The sequence below is a fragment of the Streptomyces atratus genome, assembly GCF_900119365.1.
In the GTDB taxonomy this organism is placed as follows: domain Bacteria; phylum Actinomycetota; class Actinomycetes; order Streptomycetales; family Streptomycetaceae; genus Streptomyces; species Streptomyces atratus_B.
Window position 1 is genome coordinate 84543 of the sequence record NZ_FPJO01000013.1, and the last position, 23953, is coordinate 108495.

A 23953-nucleotide genomic window follows, 5' to 3' on the forward strand; every position below is an offset into this window, starting at 1 on the left:
GCCGGCTTGTCGGTCCGGCCGGGCACTCGGAGCCCGGCCGGTGGATCAGGGCCCGGTCGCGGCCCTGCTTTCGGATCGGCCCTACACGGACCGCTGTGCCTTCTCGATCTGCTGCGGCGACAACCGGGCAATGGGCAGCAGCATGAGTGCGGTGATGGCGGCGAGGAGGCCGAACGCAAGCTGGTAGTCGCCGGTGGCGTCGCGCAGACCGCCCACGACGACCGGCCCGATGGCGGCGCACGCGTAGCCGACGAAGAACGCCATCGCGGCGAACCGCCCGGCCTGTGCGGCGTCACGGCTGGCCGCGACGGGCAGCGTGAGCACCAGCGTGAAGAGTCCGCCGTGGCCGACGCCCATGGCGATGACCCAGAGCCAGGTGCCGGTGCCGGGGCTGAAGCCGAATCCCACGAATCCCACGGCGGTCAGCACCGTGGTCAGCGCCAGGCCGAAACGCTTGTCGGCGCGTTCGCCGAGCAGCGCGGGAACACCCAGCATCGCCACGACCTGGATGGAGATCATCACCGTGAGCGCGAACCCGGCGCTGGCTTCGCTGAGTCCGCCGTCGTCGTGCAGCAGCGGTGCGATCCAGGCCAGTTCACAGTAGTACAGGGCGGAGTTGCCGGCCGAGATCGCGGTGATCCGCCAGGCGAGCCCGGAGCGCCAGGGCAGGCCGGTGGTCGCCAGGCCCTTGGGGCCGTCGATCTGCGAGAGGCCCAGCGACCCCTTGGCCGCCGACCAGAAGACGATGCCCGCGACGGCCAGGAGGGCCCAGGACGCCAGGGCGGCGGGCCAGGAATCCAGGGCGTCGGCGAGTGGCGCGCTGACTCCGGCCGCCACGGCGCCGCCGAGTCCGAGTCCGGCGGTGTAGATCCCCGTGACCAGACCGGCGCGGTCGGCGAAACGGGTCTTCACCACGGCCGGCAGCAGCGTCTGCGCGATCGCGATCCCGGCGCCCACCACAGCGGCGCAGCACAGCTGCAGCCAGGTGGCCTCTCCCAGGCCGCGTGCGGCGGTCGCGATCCCGACAACGGCCAGACCGATCAGCACGCCCAGTTGCAGTCCCCACCTGCGGCCGATGGACGCGGCCAGCGGTGCGCACAGCCCCATGGCCAGCGTCGGGACGGTCGTCAGCAAGGAGAGCCCGGTCGCCGACAGGTCCAGGTCCGCGCGAATCCGGTCCGCCAGCGGAGAGACGGCGGCGATCGCGGGCCGGAGATTGGCCGCGGCTACGAACAGGGCGACGGCAGCGAACCCGAGTGCGGCCCGCCCCTGCGCAACCGTCGGCGTGGCGCCCTGTGTCGTGGGCCCAGGTGCCGCGGCAGCAGACGACGACGAATGTAAACGATCTTCAGTCTCGCTCATGACCTGCACCTTCAAGTATCTCGGATATCTGACATCCACGTTATAGCAGAATCACGGATACTAAGTGTCTGAGATTGCTATCCTGGAGTCATGAAGCTCTCCAACGGCGTCGAGTGGGCCCTGCATTGCTGCGTCACGCTCGGCCAGAGCCAGAACCCCGTATCGGCCGCCCGGCTGGCGAAGCTGCACGGAATCCCCCCGGCCTACCTCGCCAAACACCTGCAAGCGCTGTCGCAGGCCGGGATCCTGCACTCCACTCCGGGGCCGGTCGGGGGGTACGCACTCACCCGGCCCCCGGCGCGGATCTCCGCGCTGGACGTCGTACGCGCGATCGACGGCCCGGAACCGACGTTCCGCTGTACGGAGATCCGGAAGCGGGGGCCCTTGGCACTGCCACCCGAGGAGTGCATGAACGCCTGCGCCGTGTCGCGTGCGATGGCCACCGCCGACGCCGCCTGGCGCGCGGCGCTCGAGGGCGTCACGATCGCCGATCTCACCCAGGACATCGACGCCGACAGTTCGGGCACCGCGATGAGCGGGGTACGGGAGTGGCTGGCCGGGGCAGGATGATGCGCCCGGCCGTTGCCGGCGTCACCACGCACCCGCTCGCCCGCTGAGTGTTCCCGTACCGGAGGTGGATTGCTCCAATGAGCCCGCATGACGGCCTCTTAGTCACGCTCGGTCCAGAACTGTCCGCTGTGGAAGCAGTACCGATCGGCCTCCTGCTGCGAGCCGATTCCCCTCGCCGTCTGGGTGAGAACGACGAGCACGTCCGCGCGCTCGCCGAGTCGGAGGAGCCGCTTCCGCCCATCGTCGTGCACCGCCCCTCGATGCGTGTCATCGACGGCATGCACCGCCTCCTGGCCGCCCGTTGGCGCGGCAGCAGCGAGATCGAGGTGCAGTTCTTCGACGGACCGACGGAGGACGCGTTCGTCCTCGCGGTCAGGGCCAACGTCGGGCACGGCCTGCCGCTGTCCCTGGCCGACCGCACCGCCGCCGCGGCGCGCATCATCCACTCGCACCCGGATCTGTCGGACCGCGCCATCGCCTCCCTCACCGGCCTCTCGGCGAAGACGGTGGGCGCTCAGCGCCTCCGGGCGTTCGGCCCGCTCCAGCAGTCGGCCCGGATCGGCAGGGACGGCCGGGTCCGCCCGCTCAACAGCGCCCAGGGACGCAGGATCGCGGCCCGGCTCATCGCGGAGGACCCCACCGCGTCGCTCCGCACCATCGCAAGGAAGGCGGGCATCTCACCGGGCACGGTCCGCGATGTACGCGAGCGGCTGAAACGCGGGGACAATCCCGTACCGTCGCGAAGGCAGCCGGGCAGCCCGAAGCCGGCGTCCAAGCGGATGCCCCCTCCGCGTCCCGCCACGCCGCCCCCCGCCCACCACCGCTATCCGGCCCGTATGCCGGCCGAGGCACGGGAGGCGATGTTCCGGAGCCTGTGCCGGGACCCCTCCCTCAGGATGACCGAGACGGGGCGTCTGCTGCTGCGCATGATGGAACTCCATCTGACGGAGGACCATCAGTGGCACCGGATCGTGGAGGCAGTCCCTGCGCACTGCGCCGACTCGATCTCCGCGATGGCCACGGCCTGCGCCGAGGTGTGGCAGGAACTCGCCGCCCTTCTCAGAGAGCCCGCCTCCGCATAGCGGTCGCGCACCCGTGGCTGAGGAACCCTGGGTTCCTCGGCCACGGGTGCGCGACGGCCGGCGCGAGCCGTCACCACCGGCCGCACGGCTCAGACGGCGCCCGAATCCGAGTTGAGAATGGCCAGTTGGAGCTGCTGGAGCGGGTGACCCGGCTCGATCCCGATCTCACTCACCAGCCGGGCACGGAGATTGCGAAGCACTCCCAATGCCTCGGCCCGGCGGCCGCCGAGCGCGAGTGCGCGGACGTACTGGGCGTGCAGGCCCTCATGGAGCGCGTGTTCACTGGTGACCGCGGCGAGCTGCGTGATGGCCCGCTGATGCATACCAGCCTTGATCTGCGCATCGGCCCGCACCGCTATGGCGTCGAGCCGGGACTCCTCGAAGAATCGCCGCTTGGAGTCGAGCACCGGGCCGACCGGAGCGTCCACCAGGGCGTCCCCCCGCCACAGCTCCAGAGCCGCGTCGAGATGCTCGATTCCCAGGATGTTGTTTCCTTCCTCCAGGGCACTGAAACCGAGATCCCTCAGGCGCTGGAACTCCATCCAGTCCAGGCGGACATGGGTGCTCTTCAGGCTGTAGCCACCGGCCCCGGTCACCAGTACTTCCTCGGAGACCCAGCGGGCCGGACATCCCGTGAGTCGGGACAGCAATTTCCGGCAGTTCAGGATGTACGTCTGCAGGGTCCGCAGGCCGGTCGCGGGCGGGTGGTCCTGCCACAGTTCGCGCATGAGGGCCTGCACCGGGACCACTTGGCCGGCGTGGACCAACAGCATGGCAAGGACCGTTCGGATCTTCGGCGCGATCGCAACGGCCTGGGCCGTCGCCCCGACGCCTATGTGGAGCGAACCCAGCACTCCTCCGTCGATACAGACATCGACACGCTCACGTACAGGGTGGTGAAGCACAACAGGGTGTTCCAGTCCGCGCTCAGTCCGATACGTCGAACGGTACACGCATCCCCCATTAGACAATTCGGTCACCAGTGATGACGACCAGCCAGATGAATCCAGTCAAGCGGCCCGAACATAACATCGACCCGTTGCCCGGTCAGGAAAGAATCCAGCCCTCTTGGCTGTAAAGATTCATAGGAGTGTTGCGTATATGTGCAACTGAGGGAAACCCACACTTGCACGTATACGCACGTCACCCGCCGTCGAAACGGGGCCGGACGCCCGCCCGGAAGCCGCCGGAGCTGGGATTCGACGGTTCTTCCAACTGTTTCTTGAACACTCTTTGCGACGCTACGACGGACCCACCGCAACTGACCTCCGCCTCCGGCCTGCTGCAAATATTTGCCAGGCAGAAGGAGTACCTGATGGTGAGCGCCGCGTTAACAGGAAATTCATTACGCCAGATCAGAATGTCCGGTCATGGGGACGGCAGGCTTCTCCTCGTTCCCCTGGACCACTCCGTGTCCGACGGTCCCATCACCACGAACACCGGTTTCGACGAGCTGATCCTCGACATCGTCCGGGGCGGCGCAGACGGAATCGTCGTGCACAAGGGGCGGGCCCGGTTGCTCGATCCGGGCCTGTTCGTGACCTGTTCGCTGATCGTGCATCTCAGCGCCAGTACCGCACAGGGGCCCGACAGCAACGCCAAGGTCCTGGTCGGGGGCGTGGAAGAGGCGATCCGTCTCGGAGCGGACGCGGTCAGCGTCCATGTGAACATCGGCTCCGACACCGAATCCGCTCAACTCGCCGATCTCGGCGCGGTGGCGGCTGCCTGCGACCGGTGGAGCATGCCGCTGCTCGCCATGATCTACCCACGTGGTCCGCGCTTGACCGGACCCGCGTCCCCCGAGCAGGTGGCCCACGTGGTCAACGTGGCAGCCGACCTCGGTGCCGACCTGGTGAAGACGGTCTTCGCCGGCCCTGCGGAACGCATGGCCGAAGTGGTGGCCGCCTCGCCCGTTCCGGTCCTGGTCGCGGGTGGCTCCGACAGCCGCGAGAACCTACCCGATTTCGCCCGTACTGCCATGGCCGCCGGATGCCGGGGCCTCGCGGTCGGCCGGCGGGTCTTCACCTCCCCGGCGCCCGGAAAGACCGTCCGGGAGCTGGCGGACATCGTGCACGGTCCCGGTTCCGATTCCGTTCCTTTCCCCTCCTCACGAATGGCAGGTGTGGTGTGAAGCTCTGCTGGATCGACATCCGTAATGTCGGCTCCGCGAAGGAAGCCGTCCTCCAAGAGGCGATCCACGCCCGCGTGGACGGCATACTCGCCGCCGACCCGGCGGACCTGGAGCACTTGCCGCCCACGGTGAAGAAGGTCCTCTTCCCCCAGGGGCAGCCGCTGCCGGAGGACTTCGGCTCCGCCGACGTGGTCGTGGTCGATCCGGCGAAGCACGGGGACCCCGCCGAGCTGTCGGTCCTGCACCCCACCGTCGAGTTCGGCCGGTTCGTGGAGATCGTGGACGCGGCGACGCTGGAGGACGCCTGCCGGTCCGGCCGCACGGACAAGTGGAGCCTCCTGCTGTTCCGCGACCCCACGAAGATCCCGCTGGAGATCGTGATCGCCGCGGCCGCCGGGGCGAACGGCAGCCTGATCACCGTCGCCAAGGACGTCGAGGAGGCCGAGATCATCTTCGGCGTGCTCGAACTCGGCTCGGACGGCGTACTGATGGCCCCGTCACGGGTCGGCGACGCCACGGCGCTCAAGCAGACCGCGGAGACCGGGGTCCCGGATCTGGAGCTGGTCGAGCTGGAGGTCACGGCCACCGCCCACGTGGGCATGGGTGAGCGGGCCTGCGTGGACACCGCCACGTACTTCCGCAAGGACGAGGGCATCCTGGTCGGCTCGCACTCCAAGGGAATGATCCTCTGCGTCAGCGAGACGCACCCCCTGCCGTACATGCCGACGCGTCCGTTCCGGGTGAACGCCGGGGCCATCCACTCGTACACCCTCGCCAAGGACCAGCGCACCAGCTATCTCAGCGAGCTCAAGTCGGGCAGCAAGGTCACGGCCGTGGACATCCATGGGAAGACCCGGCTGGTGACGGTGGGCCGCGTCAAGATCGAGTCTCGTCCGCTGCTGTCCGTGGACGCCGTCGGCCCCGACGGCCGGACCGCCAACCTCATCCTGCAGGACGACTGGCACGTCCGTGTCCTCGGCCCCGGCGGTTCGGTGCTCAACAGCACCGAGCTCAAGCCCGGCGACAAGGTGCTCGGCTACCTGCCCGTGGAGGACCGGCACGTCGGCTACCCGATCAACGAGTTCTGCCTCGAGAAGTGATCCCACCCGGCCGGGGGCGGCCCCAGCGCGCCCCCGGCCCGGGCCCGGTTCCGACCCGTCATCCTGGGAGACCCCTGTGAGTAGGAGAGAGCTCACCGTCTGCATCGTCGGTGCCGGACCGCGCGGGCTGTCCGTGCTGGAGAGGCTCTGTGCCAACGAGCGGAAGTCGGCCTCGCACCCGGCCGTCACCGTCCATGTGGTCGACCCGGCGCGGCCCGGCGCGGGCAAGGTGTGGCGCACCGACCAGCCACGGCAACTGCTGATGAACACCGTGGCCTCGCAGGTCACCGTCTACACCGACGACTCCGTGGAGATGGCGGGCCCGATCGAGTGCGGTCCCAGCCTCCACGACTGGGCACGGGCTCTGAGCGCAATGAGCCGTCTCGACCAGCTCCTCGCCGGCCACGACGACGCAACACTGGCCGAGGCGCGCGCCATGGACGGCGACACCTACCCCACCCGGGCCTTCTACGGCCGGTACCTGGAGGACGCCTTCCGCCAGGTGGTCACCGCCGCACCGGAACACGTCGACGTCACCGTGCACCGCTCCACCGCGGTCGCCCTGCACGACACCGGTGGCCCGCAGACCCTGCTGCTCACCGACGGCACCCGGCTGGCCGGGCTCGACGCCGTGGTACTCGCCCTGGGACACGTGGGTTCCCGGCAGGACAGCGGACTCGGGAAGGAGGCCGCCGCACTGGGCCTCGCCCATCTGCTGCCGGCCAACCCCGCCGACCTCGACCTGACGCACATCGGCCCCGGCGAACCGGTGCTGCTGCGCGGTCTCGGTCTCAACTTCTTCGACCACATGGCGCTGCTCACGTCCGGGCGCGGCGGCGAGTTCGAACGGGAGCCCGGCGAGGGCGGGCGGCTGCGCTACCGGCCGTCCGGCCTGGAACCGCATCTGGTCTCCGGTTCACGGCGCGGGATGCCCTACCACGCCCGCGGCGAGAACCAGAAGGGGATCCACCACCGCCACACGCCGCGGCTGCTGACGCCCCGGACCATCCGGGAGCTGTCCGAGCGTCACCGGAGCGGTGACCGGCTCCAGTTCTCCACCGCCCTGTGGCCGCTGATCGCCCGCGAGGTGGAGAGCGTCTACTACAGCACGCTGCTCGCCTCGCGCGGACGTGCGGCGGACGGGGCGCGGCTCGCCGATGCCTACCTGGCGGCCGCCGACCAGGGGGCGCGGTCCGCGGTCGTCCGGGACTTCGGCATCGAGGACCTGGATCACTGGAGCTGGGAGGAGACGGAACGGCCCTACGGAGGACGCCGGTTCACCTCCGCCGAAGATTTCCGCGGCTGGCTGCTGACCTACCTGGAGCGGGACATCAGACGTGCCCGGGGCGGCAATGTGGACGACCCGCACAAGGCCGCCCTGGATGTGCTGCGTGATCTGCGCAACGAGATCAGGCTGGTGGTGGACCACGCGGGCCTGGACGGCGACTCCCATCGTGATGAGCTCGACGGCTGGTACACGGGGCTCAACGCCTTCCTCTCGATCGGCCCGCCCGTCTCCCGCATCGAGGAGATGGCCGCGCTGATCGAGGCGGGTGTCCTCGAAGTCGTCGGACCGGGCATGCGTGTCCGTGTCGACGAGGAGCGTCCCGGATTCGTCGCGGACTCCCCTGCCGTACCGGGAGCGCGGTACCGGGCGACGACGTTGATCGAGGCCAGGCTGCCGGAACCCGATCTGCGGCGCACCGCCGACCCGTTGCTGCGCCAGCTCCTCGCCACCGGGCAGTGCCGCACCTTCCACATACCCGCCGACTGCGGCAGGACGTACGAGACCGGAGGCATGGAGGTCACCGACCGGCCGTACCACGTGGTCGATGCCGAGGGGCGGGCCCATCCGCGCCGCTTCGGCTTCGGCATCCCCACGGAGTCCGTGCACTGGGTGACCGCGGCCGGGGCCCGCCCCGGGGTCGGCTCGGTGACGCTCGGCGACGCCGACGCCATCGCCCGGGCCGTGCTGGCCCTCTCCCCCGTTCTCTCCCATGCCGTCGTGGAGCTGAGCGGCGAGAAGCCGCTGGGCGGGCAGCGTGCCGAGGTGACGGCATGACGGCGCACCGGGACCACCGACCTGAGGCTTTCCGGCCCGGGGCCGTGGACGCCGGCCTGCTGTCCCCCGTGCGGGCCGGCACCCCCGTCGAGGCCGTCGTGTCCGACATCGCCTGGCTGCAGGCGATGCTGGACGCCGAGGCCGCGCTGGCGCGGGCACAGGCACGGCTCGGTACCCTGCCCGGGGCCGCGGCGAAGGCCATCACCTCGTGCGCCCGCGCCGAACTGATCGACCCGGTCGCCATCGCGCGCGGCGCGCGGGAGACCGCCAACCCCGTGGTGGGTCTGGTGGCGGCGTTCACCGAGGTGGTGGCCGCGCAGGACCCGGACGCCGCCGACTACGTGCACCGCGGGTCGACCAGCCAGGACATCCTCGACACCGGCACCATGCTCGTCGCCGACCGTGCCCTTCGGGTGGTCCACCGTGATCTGCACCGGGTCGCCGAAGCCTGTGCCGGGCTCGCGGCGGAGCATCGCGACACGGCGATGGCCGGTCGCACCCTGGCCCTGCACGCCGTGCCCACCACGTTCGGGCTCAAGGCGGCCGGCTGGCGCCGGCTCGTCGTCGACGCCGCCGAGCGGGTCGGGCGGCTGATCGACGGCGGCCTGCCGTTCTCGCTCGGCGGAGCCGCCGGGACCCTGGCCGGCTATCTGCAGTACGGATCGGCCGGCGACACCGTCCCACACGACACATCCGCATCCCATGACGACGAGCAGGCCGACTACGTCGACCGGCTGGCCGACGCCTATGCGGCGGAGACGGGGCTTGCCCGGCCCGTACTGCCCTGGCACTCGCTGCGAACCCCTGTCGCCGACATCGCCGCCGTCACCGCCTTCGTCACCGGCGCACTCGGAAAGATCGCGGTCGATGTGCAATCGCTGTCCAGGACGGAGGTCGGCGAGGTCGCCGAGCCCTCGGTGGCCGGGCGGGGCGCCTCGTCCGCCATGCCCCACAAACGCAACCCGGTCCTGGCCACGCTGCTGCGCAGCGCCGCGCTTCAGGTTCCCGTCATGGCGGCCGGTCTCACACAGTGTCTGGTGTCCGAGGACGAACGGTCGGCGGGGGCCTGGCACGCGGAGTGGGCCCTGCTGCGCGAATGCCTGCGCCTGACCGGCGGCGCGACACACACGGCGGTCGAGCTGACCGAGGGCCTGCTGGTGCACCCCGACCGGATGCTCGCCAATCTCGGTCTCACCGGCGGCCGGATCGTCTCGGAGCGGATCGTGGCCGTACTCGCGCCCCGGCTGGGCAAACGCGCCGCGAGGGAGATCCTCACCCGGGCCTCGGCGGAGGCGGCCCGGACCGGGCGGGCGCTGGCCGCGGTGCTCGCGGAAATCCCGGAACTGTCCGGACACTTCGAGGACGGGGAACTGACCGTACTGCTCGATCCCACCCACTACACGGGCGCCGCCGGAACTCTGGTGGACTCGGCTCTGACGGGCAACAGCACGCCGTCCACCACAACGGAACGATAAGGAGGGCAGTTCATGACCGACGCAGGCACATCACCGCACCCCATCGGCTCCCCGCCGGGACGCCGTCGGCGGACGGGCGTGAAACGGCAGGGCCTCGCTCTCCGGTTCGCGCTGATCATCGGCGACAGACGTCTGGCCGGTGCCCTCCATGTTTCCTGTCATCTGGACACCGTGGTGGTGGACTTCCCCGAGACGTCCGTCCATATCGGCCTCTCCCCGCTGCCGGGGAAGGTGGACGCAGGCATCGTGCTGGACTGCCGGGTCGAGTACCGCCCAGGGACGGAGGCCTCGCACCGCGCCACACGAGCCGAGTGGCAGCAGGTGCTCATGGGCCGGCCTGGGGTCCTGCACCAGCGGGAGGCGCTGTTGCGGGAGGTGCTGGCGGCGAGGGGCCGGGCGCCCGACCGGATCGTCGTCCGCCCGGCGCTGGCCTCGTTGCGCTACCTGGCGGCAGCGGTGTGAACGGCGCGCACCGTCCCACGCCGCCGTTGCGCTGCGGTCGGGTCAGTCGTCCGAGGGGTTGGCGAAGCGTGTGACACCGGGGACAGCCAGGCACAGCAGACTCGACGCGGCGACGACGACACCGCCCGCGATGAGCGTTCCGGTCATGCCCATCAGGCCGACCATGGGCCCGACGAGCGCGTATCCGACGGGCAGCAGGGCATAGGCGCCGAGCTGGTCCAGAGCGAACACCTTGCCGAGCAGTTCGTCGGGAATGGCGCGTTGCAGCGCGGACAGCCAGTAGACGAAGTAGAGCTCGACCACGAAGCCGCCGAGTGCGAAACAGAGGATCACGACGGGCAGCGGGAACGGTGCGGCCAGACTCAGCGGCACCAACGCGTACCCGGTCAGGGCGAGCATGGACACGGCGCCGCGGGCCTTGGGCCGCCAGCGCGCGGCCAGCGCGATGGCGGGGAGCGCGCCGAGCCCCATCGCGGAGAGCACGACGCCGTACGCCACATCTCCGCCGAACTCACGCCGCGACACGATCGGCAGCAGGGTGAGCGCGGTGGCCGAACCGGCGAAGAGGTGCAGGCAGACCGTTCCCATGACGGCCATCACCCATGGCCGGCTGCGAATGGCCCGGAGTCCGGCCGCGGCATCGGCGAGCGGCGATGTGCGGGAAGCCGTCGCGGGCCCGGTGTCCCGCACCCGCATCACGGAGAACGCGGCCAGCGCGAACACGATGCCGGTCACCAGCAGCGCGGGCCGCACCCCGATCAGAGTGACGGCGGCGACGCCCGCCAGTGCGCCGAGGACGGCGGAGCCGCGCTGCGCCGCGGACACCAGGGCGTTTCCGCGCTCCAGGAGGGCATCGGGCAGCAGGCTGGGCAGCAGGGAGCGGGAGGCCGGACGGGACAGCGCCTCGCCCGCGCCGACCAGGGCGGTGACCAGGGGCAGCAGACCGAGCGGCAGCTGCGTGAGCAGGAGCGCGGTGGTCAGCAGCAGCACGGCGCGGAACCCGTCGGCGGCGACCAGAATCCGGGTGCGGCGCATCCGGTCCGCGATCACGCCACCGATCAGCAGGCACACGACCAGGGCGACGGCCCGGCCGGCCAGCACGAGGCCCACCTGACCCGCTCCACCGCCCCGGTGAAGGATGTACAGGCTGAGCGCCACGGGGAGCACCTGGTCGCCGATTGCTCCACTGGCCTGCCCCAGCCACAACTGCAGGAAGGACCGGTGGTCACGCAGCTTCCCACCGGGTGAGCCGCTCTTTCCCGCACCTCGGCCGGCGCGGTCCGGGGCAGTGGTGTCTTCTGTCATCAGTTGTCCGGGTCGCTTTCTCTACGCGGTACGACTTCTCTACGCGGTACGACACCGGACGGTGCCCGAGCACCGTCCGGCCGGCCGGCGGGCCGAGCAGACACGGAGGGCGGCAGCAGCAGACCGATGTCGACCAGCACCGCGGCCACCTTCCGGGCGTTGCTCTCTCCCAGCGCCGCGCCGAGACCGGTCAGGTCCGCGACCGGATCACGGCGCAGCCCCTCCAGGAAAGGCAGCACTGCCGCGGGCAGCCGCACCCGACGGCCGCCCACCGAGAGCTGGACGTCATCCTTCACGCAAGCCGTGTGAAAGTACACGCCGGTCCGGAGCCGATGAACACCGTCTGCACACGCGTCGTCGTCCACGGGCAGGACCGGCACGGGTTCCGGGGTCTGCTCATGGAACGCCGACTTGCGCACCGCCCACAGCACTTCGTCCGTGGAGATGTCGCGGCCCAGCGCGGCGAGCCGTTCGCCGGCCTCCCTCAGAGTGCGGCGCGCGAGGTCGGGGTCGGCGACGAGTTGGTCCGTCTCCACCCCGGCGCGCAGCCAGTCGTCGTCGACCGCTCTGCGCACGAGCTCGGTGAGCAGATCGTGGCGGGTGGTCCTCGACACGGCGACGGTGAGGTGGATGGACAGTTCGTTCTGCGTCATCGGCGAGTGCATGGTTCCCCGGGGCAGGTACAGGCTGTCCCCTGCCCGCAGCACCAGGTCGGCGAGCGGCTGGGAGGCGTCCTGCAGTTCCTTGCGCCGCTGGGCGGAGACGTCGAACCATGCGTGCGCCGCCAGCGGATCGGGCAGCGGCGGGGTACGCAGCAGCCAGCGTTTGGCACCGGCGATCTGCAGAACCAGGACGTCCTGGACGTCGAAGTGCAGGTCCACGCCCTGGGAGTTCGGCGGCGTGACGAAGGCGTTGACCTTGACGGGGTGCCCCAGTTCGGCGGCGAGCTCGTGCGCGAAGCGGCGGATCGGGGCGTGGAAGCGGTGCAGCGAACGGACGATCAGCGTCTGTCCGGCCTTGAGTCCGGCCCGGATTCCGTCGGTGCTGGGGAAGGGCGCCGTGCCGGGCGCGTCGCCGGACTCCGGGATGCATCCCCGGGTGATGTCGCCCTCCACGCCGTCGCGGACCAGCCGCAGCGACGAGGTGCGCAAGCCGCCGGAGATCAGGTCCTCCAGGCCCTGCGGGGAGAACAGGTCGGCGAAGTCCTCCGCAAGGTCCTGGGCCGGTGTGTGCAGGTACCGGCGGCCGAACACCGATTCACGGAACTCCTCGGGGGGCAGCGCGGTGCAGCGCTTCAAGCCCATGGCGTACTCCTGTCGTGTGCGGGCCCGGGGTCAGGAGACGAGAACCGGTGCGTCAGCGCACCGCGCCCGGGCGTGGAAAGGCGAAGTCGGCCGGGAGCAGCGAGGCGGGCCCTTCCGGGACCCCTGCGGCCAGGAGATACACGGCGAACTCCTCGTCGGGGTCGACGCCGAGGAACCGTTCCACCTCGCTGTCGACGAAGGCGACGGTCTGGAACGGGCCGAGGCCCAGGGCCGTGGCGGCAAGCGCGAAGGTCTGTCCGTAGTGCCCGGCGTCGTACATCCACAGCCGATAGGCCCGCGGATGGCGGTATTTCCACGCCAGGCGGTTGGCGACGGCCGTGGTGAAGACGGTGAAGGCACCGTCGTAGGAGGCTTCCTGACCGTAGGTCAGTTCCGCCACTCGCGCACGGGAGGCGTCGGAGTCCAGCAGCTCCAGCGCGTGGCGGGCCACCGAGTAGTGGTACAGGCCGGGTTCGACGCCGGTGACGTCGTACGCGACGACGTACGCCTCCACTTCGTGGCGGCCGCCTGCCGAGGCGCTGACCCGGCACTGCTGGACCCCGAAGGCTCCGCCGTCGATGAACCTGTGCGGCGCGAAGCTGTGGAAGAGCAAAGTGCCGAGCTGGTCGAGCGTGACGGGAGCTCCGGTGAACCGGCGATGGGTGCGCCGCGCGGCGAACACGTCGTCGACGGGTGCGGTCAGGTTCAGTGGCCGGCGGGGCAGTGGCACGACCGGGCGGTCGGTGTACTCCTTGAACGCCTCGGGCGCATCGCCCTCGGTGAGGATGGCGTCCGCCTCGTCGGCCCGCCGGGGGGAGTCGACGAGATAGTCGGCGTCGCGCGCCTCGATGTGGAGGCGCTGGGCCAGGCCTCCCCAACGCTGCCACAGCGGCGGCATCCGGTCCGCGCCGTCCACCGCGACGAGCACTCCGAGTCTCAGCAGCGCACCGACGGCCTCGCGCACGCCGGCCGCGTGCTCCGCGCCGAAGGCGCCCGCGAGATCGTCCAGTTCGATCCCGTCTCCGGCCCTGTCCAGCACCTTGCGCAGATCGTCCGAGAGCCGGATCCACTGGCGTCGCCCGGGTACGCCGGCTTCCAGCCCTTCGGGCACCCAGCGCAGGAGCAGTTGCTCGGGGCGGCGGACCTTCATTCGTCTCTCCCTCTCGGCTGCTTTCGCCCGGACCCGGGCCTGTCCGCCGGACAGGCCCAGGTCCGGCTGCGGTGCTCTGCGGCACCGCAGCCGGACTGACCGTCATCCCCTCAGGGATGATCAGGTGGACGGGTGGTGCAGCAGCACCTGGCCGTCCTCGATGATCTCGATGTCGAGAGCCATTTCTGTCACCTCCGCTTCTTTACCGAAGTTCCCGCCGACGGGCGCCGGCGAGGAAGGAAGAGAACCCCTTGCGAAAGCCCGGGTCGCGGTCCGCCTTCCGACACGTTGAACATTAGGCGCCGTATTTCGACATCGGCAATATCTCTCACGGTCAATGACTGGAAAATGAGCCCCATTTCGTCGACCTCATCGAGAAAGCCGAGGTGAGAGTGGACGCGAGCGAGCCGTATGCCACCGCTCACGGCATCCGAAAACAGTCTCCACGGAATCACGGATCAGAGCTTGATTGATCCTCGACAGGGCCGAGTTAGAATCCGGCCGGAGATCCTGCAAAACCTCGACTTTTTCTCTGCAGGTCTCATCTCCAATAGGATGGAGGCGAATTTCGATGCGAAATTCGATGCCTCGCAGAGTTGCGCGCGACCGGTTCGGGCAGTCGGGATCCGGGACGCCGCGCACGGCTCGACGGACTCCTTTCACCAGCCCTCCCTCTGTTCCTAAGGATTCGTTATGGACCGTCAGAACGCCCTGCCCTCCCAAGCCCCGGCCGTCGCTCCCGCCCTCGCCCTCGCCGTGGACCTCGCGCAGGTCGCGGCATGACCGCCACCCGGCCCGGCCCGGACATATTCGAGACCCTGGAGTCGGAGGTCCGCAGCTACTGCCGCGGCTGGCCCGCCGTCTTCGACCGTGCGCAGGGCAGTCGCATGTACGACGAGGACGGCCATACGTACCTCGACTTCTTCGCCGGCGCGGGCTCGCTCAACTACGGCCACAACAACCCGCTGCTGAAGCGCGCGCTGATCGACTACATCGAGCGGGACGGCGTCACGCACGGCCTGGACATGTCCACCACGGCCAAGCGCACCTTCCTCGAGTCCTTCCGGAACACGGTCCTGCGCCCCCGCGGACTGCCCTACAAGGTCATGTTCCCGGGCCCGACGGGCACCAACGCCGTCGAGGCGGCGCTGAAGCTGGCACGCAAGGTCAAGGGCCGCGAGTCCGTCGTATCCTTCACCAACGCCTTCCACGGCATGTCGCTCGGCTCGCTCGCCGTCACCGGAAACGCCTTCAAGCGGGCGGGCGCCGGCATCCCGCTCGTGCACGGAACACCCATGCCGTTCGACGGCTATCTCGACGGCCGGAGCCCGGACTTCCTCTGGTTCGAGCGGCTTCTCGACGACTCCGGGTCGGGCCTCGACCGGCCGGCTGCGGTGATCGTCGAGACGGTGCAGGGCGAGGGCGGCGTCAACGTCGCGCGTGGCGAGTGGCTGCGCGGCCTCGAAGACCTGTGCAGGCGGCACGACATGCTCCTGATCGTCGACGACGTCCAGATGGGCTGCGGCCGCACCGGCGGGTTCTTCTCCTTCGAGGAGGCCGGCATCGTGCCGGACGTGGTCACCGTGTCGAAGTCCATCAGCGGCTACGGCCTGCCCTTCGCACTCACCCTCTTCAGGCCCGAACTGGACATCTGGGAGCCGGGCGAGCACAACGGCACCTTCCGGGGCAACAATCCGGCGTTCGTGACCGGGGCCGCCGCGCTGGACGCCTACTGGGCCGACGGGCAGGCGATGGAGAAGCAGACGCTCGCACTCGGCGACCGGGTCGAGGAGGCGCTCCGGGCGATCCGCTCCGAGCATTTCGAGGACACCGAGGATCCCCGCGGCCGCGGTCTGATCTGGGGCCTGGAGTTCCACGCCCGGGACCGGGCGACCCGGACCGCCCGGCGCGCCTTCGAGCTGGGCCTGCTGATCGAGACCTCCGGCCCCGAGAGCGAGGTCGTCAAGATACTCCCGCCACTCACCATCACCCGCGAGGAACTGGACGAGGGCCTGGGCATCCTGGCCCGCGCCGCACGCGAGACGGCCTGACAGCACCCGGCACGGGCGGCCCGTTTGGATGACCAAAGTAGCGAGGGGTTACCATATGAGCGCCGCCTAGCTCGAAAGATAAACCTGTGACTGTCAATGACGACTCGTTCACCAGCTGGAAGAACCGCGAGGAGATCGCGGAGTCGATGATCCCGGTCATCGGGAAACTGCACCGGGAGCGGGACGTAACGGTCCTGCTCCACAGCCGATCCTTGGTGAACAAGTCGGTGGTCAGCATCCTGAAGACCCACCGATTCGCCCGCCAGATCGCCGGTGAGGAGCTGTCGGTCACCGACACGCTGCCGTTCCTCCAGGCCCTCACCACGCTCGACCTCGGTCCTTCCCAGATCGACATCGGCATGCTCGCCGCGACCTACGCCGCCGACGAGCGCGGTCTCTCGGTGGAGGAGTTCACCGCCGAGGCCGTCGCCGGCGCCACGGGTGCCAACAAGCTCGAGCTCGGTGACGGACGCGACGTCGTCCTCTACGGCTTCGGCCGCATCGGCCGCCTCGTCGCCCGTCTGCTCATCGAGAAGGCCGGCTCCGGCAACGGCCTGCGGCTGCGCGCCATCGTCGTCCGTCGGGGCGGCGACCAGGACATCGTCAAGCGCGCCTCGCTGCTGCGCCGCGACTCGATCCACGGCCAGTTCCAGGGCACGATCACCGTCGACGAGTCGAAGAACACGATCGTCGCCAACGGCAACGAGATCAAGGTGATCTACGCCAACGATCCGTCCGAGGTCGACTACACGGCGTACGGCATCAAGGACGCCATCCTCATCGACAACACCGGCAAGTGGCGCGACCGCGAGGGTCTGTCGAAGCACCTGCGCCCCGGCATCGACAAGGTCGTCCTGACCGCGCCGGGCAAGGGCGACGTCCCGAACATCGTGCACGGTGTCAACCACGACACGATCAAGCAGGACGAGCAGATCCTGTCCTGCGCGTCCTGCACCACCAACGCGATCGTGCCGCCGCTGAAGGCGATGGCGGACGAGTACGGCGTCCTGCGCGGCCACGTGGAGACCGTCCACTCGTTCACCAACGACCAGAACCTGCTGGACAACTACCACAAGGCCGACCGCCGCGGCCGTTCCGCGCCGCTGAACATGGTCATCACCGAGACCGGTGCCGCGTCCGCGGTCGCCAAGGCGCTGCCCGAGCTCAAGGCGCCGATCACCGGCAGCTCGATCCGGGTCCCGGTGCCGGACGTCTCGATCGCGATCCTCAGTCTGCGGCTCGGACGCGAGACGACCCGCGACGAGGTCCTCGACTACCTCCGCAATGTGTCGCTGACCTCGCCGCTCAAGCGCCAGATCGACTTCACCACCGCCCCGGACGCGGTGTCGAGCGACTTCATGGGCTCGCGCCACGCCTCGATCGTCGACGCCGGCGCCACCAAGGTCGACGGCGACAACGCGATCCTCTACCTCTGGTACGACAACGAGTTCGGCTACTCGTGCCAGGTCATCCGCGTCGTCCAGCACGTCTCCGGCGTGGAGTACCCGACCTACCCGGCCCCGGCGGTCTGATCCCGGCGCACTCCCCTCCCCCGGGCCGGCACCCCCGTCCCGGGAAGAGGATCATCCGGACGCACCACGAAGGGCGCCCGATGGGCAGCTGCTCATCGGGCGCCCTTCGTGCTGCGCAGGGCCTGATTCCGGATGCGCCGACATCCGATGTCGCGCGCCCGAAAGCCTGTGGCACGATGCCCCGATGATCACCAGTGCACCCATACCCCCTGTCGTTTCCGCAGGTCGGATGGCCCGGAACGCCCAACTGGTACTCGGCCTCCCCAACGGCCTGGAGTTGCGACCCTGGTGCCTGGAGGACGCCGATGCGTTGGCAGCCGCCGACCAGGATCCGGCGATTCGCCGATGGAACCTCTTCACCGTGGAGTCGGCGCAGGACGCACGCAACAGGATCGAGCGCATGCACGGGCGCTGGCAGGCCGAGACGGGCGCGGTCTGGGCCGTCGCCCGGCCCGGTGGCGAGGCCACGGGACTCATCGGGCTGACCGACGTCGATCTCGAAGGCGGCAGCGCCGAGATCATCTACTGGCTCCTGCCCGCGGCCCGCGGCGGTGGGGTCGCGGTCGAGGCGGTGAAGCGCGTCAGCCGGTGGGCCCTGGAGGAGCTGGGCCTGCATCGGCTGCGGCTGTGCCACTCGGTGGCCAACCCGGCCTCCTGCAAAGTGGCGCTCAAGGCCGGATACCCCATCGAAGGCGTCATGCGCGGCGCGCTGCTGCACGCGGACGGATGGCACGACCAGCGCACTCCTGGCCAAGGGCGTGCGGCAGGGCCGCTTCGCCGCGGACCTCGATACGGCGGCGCGCGCTTCCGAACTCCTCGCCCTGCTCGACGGGTTGAGCACGAGGGTCGTCCTGGGCCGGCGTGGAGCCGACCGGGCGAGTGCGCTGCGCACGGCACTGTCGGCGACCGAGCGGCTGCTGGAACGGGACTGAGCCCTCCGACGCCCCGTCCGGGCGTCCCACCCCCGGGGACCCTGGGATACGGTGGGTCGGCAACACGGCGTGGAGGGAACCACATTGACGCGGGTTGCGATTGTCGGCGGCGGGATCGGCGGCCTGGCCGCAGCGCTGTTCCTGGGCCGTCGGGGCCATCGGGTGACCGTTTTCGAGCGGGACGGCCACCGGCCGGGACGCGACCTCGACGGGGACTTCTTCGACTGGCACCGCCCCGGTGTGCCGCAGGCGGTCCAGCCGCACGGTCTTCTGGCCCCGGTCCGGACCGTGCTGCGCGCGGAGGCTCCGGACGCGTACCGCGCGATGCTGCGCATGGGGGCCCGGGAACACAACGAGTTCGACTGGTTCGCCGAGCGTCCGCCCGCCCGCCCCGGGGACGAGGATCTGGTGACGCTCCGGACCCGGCGCATAGTACTGGAGGCCGCCCTGCACGACGCGGTGCACCGCGAACCGGGCGTCGATGTGCGGCTCGGGGAGGCCGCCGAGGGGCTCACTGTCGACCGGCACGGCGACATCCCGCAGGTCACGGGGGTGCGGTCCGCGTCGCAGGCGCACCGCGCGGATCTGGTACTCGACGCCGGCGGGCGCCGGTCCCCGGTGCCCCGGTGGCTTGCCGAGGAGGGCTGCCGGGACGCGGTCGTGGAGAACCACCGCGTCCCGATCGCGTACTTCTGCCGCTGGTACCGGCTGCGTGCCGACGGGCCGCGTGATCCCGGACGCATCAGACCCGGTTCGTTCTCGGCCTTCGCGGTCGGCGGGGTGTTCCCGTCGGACAACGGCATCTTCGCGGCGTCCTTGACGGTCTCCACCGCCGATCCCACCCGCGCGGCCCTGCGGGACCCCGCGGTGTTCGAAAGGGTCGCCCGGACCTTCCCCGCCATCGCGGCATGGCTGGACCTGGAGCCCGAGCCGGTCTCCGGTGTACTCACGATGGGCGGCCTGCACAATCACTGGACCTCGCTGGCCGACGCCGACGGGCCCGTGGCCACCGGCCTGGTGGGTATCGGGGACTCGCTCGCGTACACCAATCCCACGATGGGGCAGGGAGTGGCCATGGCCCTGCTGGCGGGACAGTGGGTGGCCCACCATGCGGGCACGGCCTCGGACCCGGCGTCGTTCACCGCCGAGTACCGCCGATGGGCGGCGCGCGACCTGCGCCCGTGGTTCGACGCCCAGGTCGCCGCGGACCGGGCCGATGCGGCTCAACTCAGCGATCCCGCACGGGTGTCGACGGAACCTCCCACCGCGGCCGGCCGCGAGAGGGCGGCTCTCGCCGCCTGCGCCTTCGACGACCCGCTGGTCATGCGCGCACGGGCGAAGGCCCGCCATCTCGTCCTGACGGCCGATCAGGCATACGGCACCGAGGAGGTGCGTGCCCGGCTGGCACACTGGCTGGGCGAACACCCGGACTTCACGCCCGCGTTCGACGGCCCCGCACGTTCGGAGTGGGAGTCGGCCACGGGGCCCGCGGACCACGCCACCTGAACGCCCGCGAAGACCGGCGCGACCGGAAGGTAGCACCAACCGGTAACGAACGGCGTCCGGGCGACGGACCGAACACCTTTCGCACCATTTTTACACTGTTATCACCCGTACGGTTGGTGTATCACTGGGTGCGGCCATATTGTCGATTCAGGAACGACGGCTGGAAGAAGGGCGTCATGCCCGGCGACCGCCCCGGGCGGCGTGGGCCCGACAAGAGGCAGCCGAGGAGCCGATATGCAACTACGCAACCTCAGGACAGCGGTCATGCTGTGCGCCGCCGCCGCGTTCGCAGCGGCGATTCCCGTTCCGGCATCCGCTTCCGCATCAGCACCCGCGTCCACGGAGTCCCGCCCAGCGGATCGCACCGTGGCCGTCGACTGTTTCTCGGAGGCGCAGGTACGCCCCGGCGACTTCCTGCTCGCCTGCGGGGACGGCAACAATCGCCTCATCGACATCCACTGGTCCCACTGGGGACCGAATTCCGCCACGGGCACGGCGCTCGACGCGGTGAACGACTGTCAGCCCTACTGCGCGGCCGGCAAGTTCCACTCCTACCCCGTCATCGTCCGGCTGGACCGCCCGAAGACCTGGCCGTCCCATCCCGAACTGCGGCAGTTCACGCGGCTCCATCTCGTCTACACCGACGGCAGGCCGGCGTACACCGAGCGGGTCATGACGCACGAGCTCTGGGACTGACCCGCCCCGGAGCCGGCCGCGACGGGGCACCGGCCGCGAGGTGATGCGCGTGACAGTTCACGAATGCACACGATTTGCCGGTGGCCGGTGGCGGCCGGGCTATGTGGCCGCGGCGCTGGTGTTCGCCGTGGGAATGGCCGGCACCACTCTGCCCACCCCGTTGTACGGTCTCTACCAGGAGCAGATCGGGTTCTCCGAACTGATGGTGACCGTTGTGTTCGCCGTCTACGCCGTCGCGGTCATCACTGTGCTGCTGGTGGCGGGAAACTACTCCGACGAGGCCGGCCGACGACCTGTGATCCTGTGCGCCCTGGCGTTGTCGGCGGCGAGTGCGGGGTGTTTCCTGCTGGAAAGAGGTCTGCCACTGCTCTTCACGGGGCGGCTGCTGTCCGGCTGCGCGGCCGGGCTGCTGAGCGGTGCCGCGACGGCGGCCGTCATCGAACTGGCGGGCCCCGGGCACAAGGCGCGTGCGGGGTTCGCCGCCACCGCGGCGAACATGGGCGGTCTGGGCTGCGGGCCGCTGCTCTCCGGGATCCTCGCGCAGTACACGCCCTGGCCGCTGACGCTTCCGTTCTGGGTCCATCTGGGACTGGTGACGCTTGCCTGCGGGATCACCTGGCTCCTCCCGGAGACCGTTGCCGAGCCGAAGCGCCGGCCGCCCCTGAAGCCGCTGGGGCTGGCCGTTCCCCCCGAGGTGAAGGGGGTCTTCCTGCCCGCCTCACTGGCGGCCTTCGCCGGTTTCGCGCTGCTCGGCCTGTTCACCGCGGTCGCACCGAGCTTCGCATCGCGGACGCTGGATGTGCACAATCTGGCCGTCTCGGGCGCCGTGGTCTTCTCCGTCTTCCTCGCCTCGACCGCCGGGCAGTCCCTGACCCAAGGGATCGGCGCACGCCTCGCGCTCCCGGTCGGCTGCGGCGTCCTCGTCGTCGGCCTGCTGCTGGTGGCGTCGTCACTGCTCGCCGAGTCCCTGCTCCTGCTGGTCCTGGGCGCCCTGTGCGGCGGCACCGGCCAGGGCCTGGCCTTCCGTGCCGCGCTCACTTTGATCAGCGGCGCGGCCCCGGCGCAGCATCGCGGCGGCACGATTTCGGCGTTCTTCGTCGTCGCCTACGGCGGAATCTCCCTGCCGGTGGTCGGGGTCGGCGCCATGGCCACCTGGCTCGGGCTGCGCCAGGCCGGGCTGATTTTCGCGGGCTGCGTGATGCTGCTGACGGCGTGCGCGGGCACGTACGCGGCTCGCAGGCTGCCGCCTGACGCGGATCTGCAACCGGGCTCACCACCGGCAGCGTCCTCCCGGTTCTGAGTACTTGGCCGGAACGGGCGCCGACGGCCCGTCCTTGTATAAGGTGCCGTTTCGACATCGGCGTTCTGCGTGGGAGACGTAAGTGATGAGTGGTCAGCAGCCGGACTCGGGAAGGGCCTCCCAGGTCTTCCAGCCGCTCGACGGAGACGACCCGACCACCATCGCCGGGTACCGGCTCGCCGCCAAGCTCGGCGCGGGCGGTATGGGCAAGGTGTACCTCTCATACACACCCGGCGGACGGCCCGTGGCCATCAAGGTGATCCGGCCCGAGTTCGGCGAGGACGCCGAATTCCGCCGCCGGTTCACGCAGGAGGTGCAGTCCGCTCAGCGCGTGCAGGGTCTGTTCACGGCGCCGGTCATCGACGCCGCCACCGACGCTGCGCAGCCCTGGCTGGCCACCGCTTACGTGCCCGGCCCCTCGCTCGCCGACGCGGTCGTCGCGCACGGGGCGCTGCCCGTCGAGACGGTGGTGCTGCTGATCGCCGGCATGGCCGAGGCCCTGCACATCATCCATGGCGCGGGCATCGTCCACCGTGACCTGAAGCCGTCCAATGTGCTGCTCGCCGCCGACGGCCCCCGCGTCATCGACTTCGGTATCGCCCACGCAGCCGACGCGACTTCGCTCACCGGCAGCGGCGTCACCATCGGCACCCCCTCGTTCATGGCGCCGGAGCAGGCCGCCGGGCGCAAGGTGACCCCGGCCACCGACGTCTTCGCGCTCGGCCAGGTGGCGGCATACGCGGCGACGGGGGTCCCGGCGTTCGGCGAGGGGACCTCGCACGGCGTTCTCTACCGGATCGTGCACGAGGAGCCCGACCTCAGCAGCATCCCGGAGCGGCTGATGGACCTGGTCAGCCGTTGCCTCGCCAAGGACCCCGCGGCCAGGCCGTCGATCGCGGAGGTCATCGCGCTGTGCCAGTCCGCGAACGCGGAGACGGTGCTGCGCCGCCCCGAGGACTGGCTGCCGGCTCCGGTCACCGCCGACATCACGGTACGCGCGGCGGCCCCGGCTCCGGTCCAGACTCCGCCGCCGCCCACCTCCGCCCCGCCCGTGGCCTACTCGCCGACCACGCCGGTGACCCCGGCCACCCCGCCGCAGGGATACGGTCCGCCCGTGGCGTATCAGCCCACTCAGCCGGCTCAGCCCTCCCAGGTCCCGCCCCAGCCGCAGCACCAGTACCAGGCGCCCACTCCGGCCCAGGTCCAGGCCCACGCCCATGCCTACGCCCCGACCCAGATGCCGACGCAGATGCCCGCGCAGGCACAGACGTATCCCGGTCAGCCCGCGCCCCAGGCGCCCCGGCCCGCCGGGGACTCGGGGAAGCGGCGCGCGGTCGTCGCGATCGCCGCCGCGCTGATCCTCGGTGTGGTCGGCGGCGGCACGCTGTACGTGCTGCTCAAGGAGAAGGACAAGGGCGAGCAGACGCACGCAGGCGGTTCCTCCCAGAGCAGTCAGGCCGGCGACGGGACCAAGGAAGGGAACAAGGAGGCCGGCTCCAAGCCGAGCACCAGGCCCGATCCGAAGCCCGATGAGTACAAGGGAATCAATCTGACGGCCGGCTACCACCTGACGCTCGGGGACGACAACGTCCGGCCCCAGCAGGGCGAGGACGGTGGGTACGAGCTCTCCTACGACACCGGTGGATATCTCGACGCGGAGACCACGGGCGGAAGCCTGGTACTGCTCGATCCGGGGCAGGAGGGATCGCTCGCGACCTGCCGTGCCGAGACGCGGTTCACCGAGACCATCTACCTGAACACGATCTCGAAGGGCCGGCAGATCTGTGTCACGACGGGGACGGGGCACATGGGCCTCGTTACGGTCCAGGGGCTCTCGGGCGAGGACTCGCCCAGTACGTATATGACTCTGGACCTCACCGTCTGGCGCAACGCCGCCAATTCCGGCAGCTGATCCGTCCCGGTGGCAGCTCCC

The 23953-nt window shown here is 70.3% G+C and carries 19 protein-coding genes and 1 pseudogene; 15 read left to right on the top strand and 5 right to left on the bottom strand.

Annotated elements, in window-relative coordinates:
* Positions 1-81 precede the first annotated feature (81 nt).
* Positions 82-1362 carry an MFS transporter gene (locus tag BT364_RS22000; RefSeq protein ID WP_079179582.1) on the bottom strand — a complete coding sequence of 427 codons (1281 nt, stop codon included), beginning with the start codon at positions 1360-1362 and terminating at the stop codon, positions 82-84.
* A 90-nt stretch (positions 1363-1452) separates the two neighbouring features.
* On the opposite strand from BT364_RS22000, the gene BT364_RS22005 reads away from it, so the two are divergent.
* On the top strand, positions 1453-1932 hold the full coding sequence (locus tag BT364_RS22005; RefSeq protein WP_072486941.1) for an RrF2 family transcriptional regulator: 480 nt from the start codon (positions 1453-1455) through the stop codon (positions 1930-1932).
* Positions 1933-2060: 128 nt separating this feature from the next.
* Positions 2061-3014, top strand: coding sequence for a ParB/RepB/Spo0J family partition protein (locus tag BT364_RS22010; RefSeq protein ID WP_256260142.1), 954 nt, complete (start codon positions 2061-2063; stop codon positions 3012-3014).
* A gap of 89 nt (positions 3015-3103) precedes the next feature.
* On the opposite strand, the gene BT364_RS22015 is transcribed toward BT364_RS22010, so the two are convergent.
* Positions 3104-3994 (bottom strand): AfsR/SARP family transcriptional regulator, encoded by an 891-nt coding sequence (locus BT364_RS22015; protein ID WP_371268633.1) that lies wholly within the window; start codon positions 3992-3994, stop codon positions 3104-3106.
* Between the two features lie 335 nt (positions 3995-4329).
* Here BT364_RS22015 and BT364_RS22020 point away from each other — a divergent pair, with 335 nt between their 5' ends.
* The 5 genes from BT364_RS22020 to BT364_RS22040 all read left to right on the top strand — a co-directional run bounded on the left by BT364_RS22020 (position 4330) and on the right by BT364_RS22040 (position 10244).
* The gene (locus BT364_RS22020; RefSeq protein WP_072486943.1) at positions 4330-5145 is read left to right on the top strand and encodes a 2-amino-3,7-dideoxy-D-threo-hept-6-ulosonate synthase; all 816 of its coding nucleotides are present in this window, start codon (positions 4330-4332) and stop codon (positions 5143-5145) included.
* Entirely contained in the window at positions 5142-6245 is a 1104-nt protein-coding gene (locus BT364_RS22025) for a 3-dehydroquinate synthase II family protein (protein ID WP_072486944.1), read from the top strand. The genes BT364_RS22020 and BT364_RS22025 overlap by 4 nt, the downstream gene beginning before the upstream one ends.
* Before the next feature lie 76 nt (positions 6246-6321).
* The gene (locus tag BT364_RS22030) at positions 6322-8307 is read left to right on the top strand and encodes an FAD/NAD(P)-binding protein (RefSeq protein WP_072486945.1); all 1986 of its coding nucleotides are present in this window, start codon (positions 6322-6324) and stop codon (positions 8305-8307) included.
* Positions 8304-9782: a nitrosuccinate lyase gene (locus BT364_RS22035; protein WP_072486946.1), complete on the top strand. Its 1479-nt coding sequence runs from the start codon at positions 8304-8306 to the stop codon at positions 9780-9782. Before BT364_RS22030 ends, BT364_RS22035 begins: the two co-directional genes overlap by 4 nt.
* 12 nt (positions 9783-9794) lie before the next feature.
* Complete coding sequence (locus BT364_RS22040; protein WP_143166528.1) at positions 9795-10244, top strand: hypothetical protein; 450 nt, start codon at positions 9795-9797, stop codon at positions 10242-10244.
* 42 nt (positions 10245-10286) lie between these two features.
* Here the strand turns inward: BT364_RS22040 and BT364_RS22045 are convergent, their stop codons facing one another.
* Genes BT364_RS22045 through BT364_RS22055 form a run of 3 tightly spaced genes read right to left on the bottom strand, consistent with a single transcriptional unit; the run spans position 10287 to position 14003 of the window.
* Entirely contained in the window at positions 10287-11549 is a 1263-nt protein-coding gene (locus BT364_RS22045) for an MFS transporter (protein ID WP_072486948.1), read from the bottom strand.
* Positions 11549-12853 (bottom strand): cupin domain-containing protein, encoded by a 1305-nt coding sequence (locus tag BT364_RS22050; protein WP_072486949.1) that lies wholly within the window; start codon positions 12851-12853, stop codon positions 11549-11551. The genes BT364_RS22045 and BT364_RS22050 overlap by 1 nt, the downstream gene beginning before the upstream one ends.
* Before the next feature lie 52 nt (positions 12854-12905).
* Entirely contained in the window at positions 12906-14003 is a 1098-nt protein-coding gene (locus BT364_RS22055; RefSeq protein WP_072486950.1) for a SagB/ThcOx family dehydrogenase, read from the bottom strand.
* 779 nt (positions 14004-14782) lie between these two features.
* Between BT364_RS22055 and ectB the strand changes: the two genes are divergently transcribed.
* The 8 genes and pseudogenes from ectB to BT364_RS22095 all read left to right on the top strand — a co-directional run bounded on the left by ectB (position 14783) and on the right by BT364_RS22095 (position 23932).
* Positions 14783-16054 (top strand): diaminobutyrate--2-oxoglutarate transaminase, encoded by a 1272-nt coding sequence (gene ectB / locus BT364_RS22060; protein WP_072486951.1) that lies wholly within the window; start codon positions 14783-14785, stop codon positions 16052-16054.
* Positions 16055-16140: 86 nt separating this feature from the next.
* A complete protein-coding gene (locus BT364_RS22065; RefSeq protein ID WP_072486952.1) occupies positions 16141-17586 on the top strand; it encodes a glyceraldehyde-3-phosphate dehydrogenase in 1446 nt (481 codons plus the stop codon).
* Between the two features lie 229 nt (positions 17587-17815).
* A pseudogene (locus tag BT364_RS22070) lies at positions 17816-18256 on the top strand (GNAT family N-acetyltransferase); the annotation flags it as partial.
* A gap of 88 nt (positions 18257-18344) precedes the next feature.
* Complete coding sequence (locus BT364_RS22075) at positions 18345-18518, top strand: TetR family transcriptional regulator C-terminal domain-containing protein (RefSeq protein ID WP_256260143.1); 174 nt, start codon at positions 18345-18347, stop codon at positions 18516-18518.
* Between the two features lie 84 nt (positions 18519-18602).
* A complete protein-coding gene (locus tag BT364_RS22080) occupies positions 18603-20024 on the top strand; it encodes an NAD(P)/FAD-dependent oxidoreductase (RefSeq protein WP_072486953.1) in 1422 nt (473 codons plus the stop codon).
* 366 nt (positions 20025-20390) lie between these two features.
* Positions 20391-20720, top strand: a complete 330-nt coding sequence (locus BT364_RS22085) for a hypothetical protein (RefSeq protein ID WP_371268634.1) — start codon at positions 20391-20393, stop codon at positions 20718-20720.
* A gap of 49 nt (positions 20721-20769) precedes the next feature.
* Positions 20770-22020 carry an MFS transporter gene (locus BT364_RS22090; RefSeq protein WP_256260144.1) on the top strand — a complete coding sequence of 417 codons (1251 nt, stop codon included), beginning with the start codon at positions 20770-20772 and terminating at the stop codon, positions 22018-22020.
* A gap of 85 nt (positions 22021-22105) precedes the next feature.
* Positions 22106-23932, top strand: coding sequence for a serine/threonine-protein kinase (locus BT364_RS22095; RefSeq protein WP_072486956.1), 1827 nt, complete (start codon positions 22106-22108; stop codon positions 23930-23932).
* Positions 23933-23953: the final 21 nt, after the last annotated feature.

Bases quoted from the DNA above. Each gene is read 5' to 3' on its own strand.
- BT364_RS22000 (WP_079179582.1), bottom strand. From the start codon at position 1,362: ATGAGCGAGACTGAAGATCGTTTACATTCGTCGTCGTCTGCTGCCGCG.
- BT364_RS22005 (WP_072486941.1), top strand. From the start codon at position 1,453: ATGAAGCTCTCCAACGGCGTCGAGTGGGCCCTGCATTGCTGCGTCACG.
- BT364_RS22020 (WP_072486943.1), top strand. From the start codon at position 4,330: ATGGTGAGCGCCGCGTTAACAGGAAATTCATTACGCCAGATCAGAATG.
- BT364_RS22035 (WP_072486946.1), top strand. From the start codon at position 8,304: ATGACGGCGCACCGGGACCACCGACCTGAGGCTTTCCGGCCCGGGGCC.
- BT364_RS22040 (WP_143166528.1), top strand. From the start codon at position 9,795: ATGACCGACGCAGGCACATCACCGCACCCCATCGGCTCCCCGCCGGGA.
- BT364_RS22045 (WP_072486948.1), bottom strand. From the start codon at position 11,549: ATGACAGAAGACACCACTGCCCCGGACCGCGCCGGCCGAGGTGCGGGA.
- BT364_RS22050 (WP_072486949.1), bottom strand. From the start codon at position 12,853: ATGGGCTTGAAGCGCTGCACCGCGCTGCCCCCCGAGGAGTTCCGTGAA.
- BT364_RS22055 (WP_072486950.1), bottom strand. From the start codon at position 14,003: ATGAAGGTCCGCCGCCCCGAGCAACTGCTCCTGCGCTGGGTGCCCGAA.
- ectB (WP_072486951.1), top strand. From the start codon at position 14,783: ATGACCGCCACCCGGCCCGGCCCGGACATATTCGAGACCCTGGAGTCG.
- BT364_RS22095 (WP_072486956.1), top strand. From the start codon at position 22,106: ATGAGTGGTCAGCAGCCGGACTCGGGAAGGGCCTCCCAGGTCTTCCAG.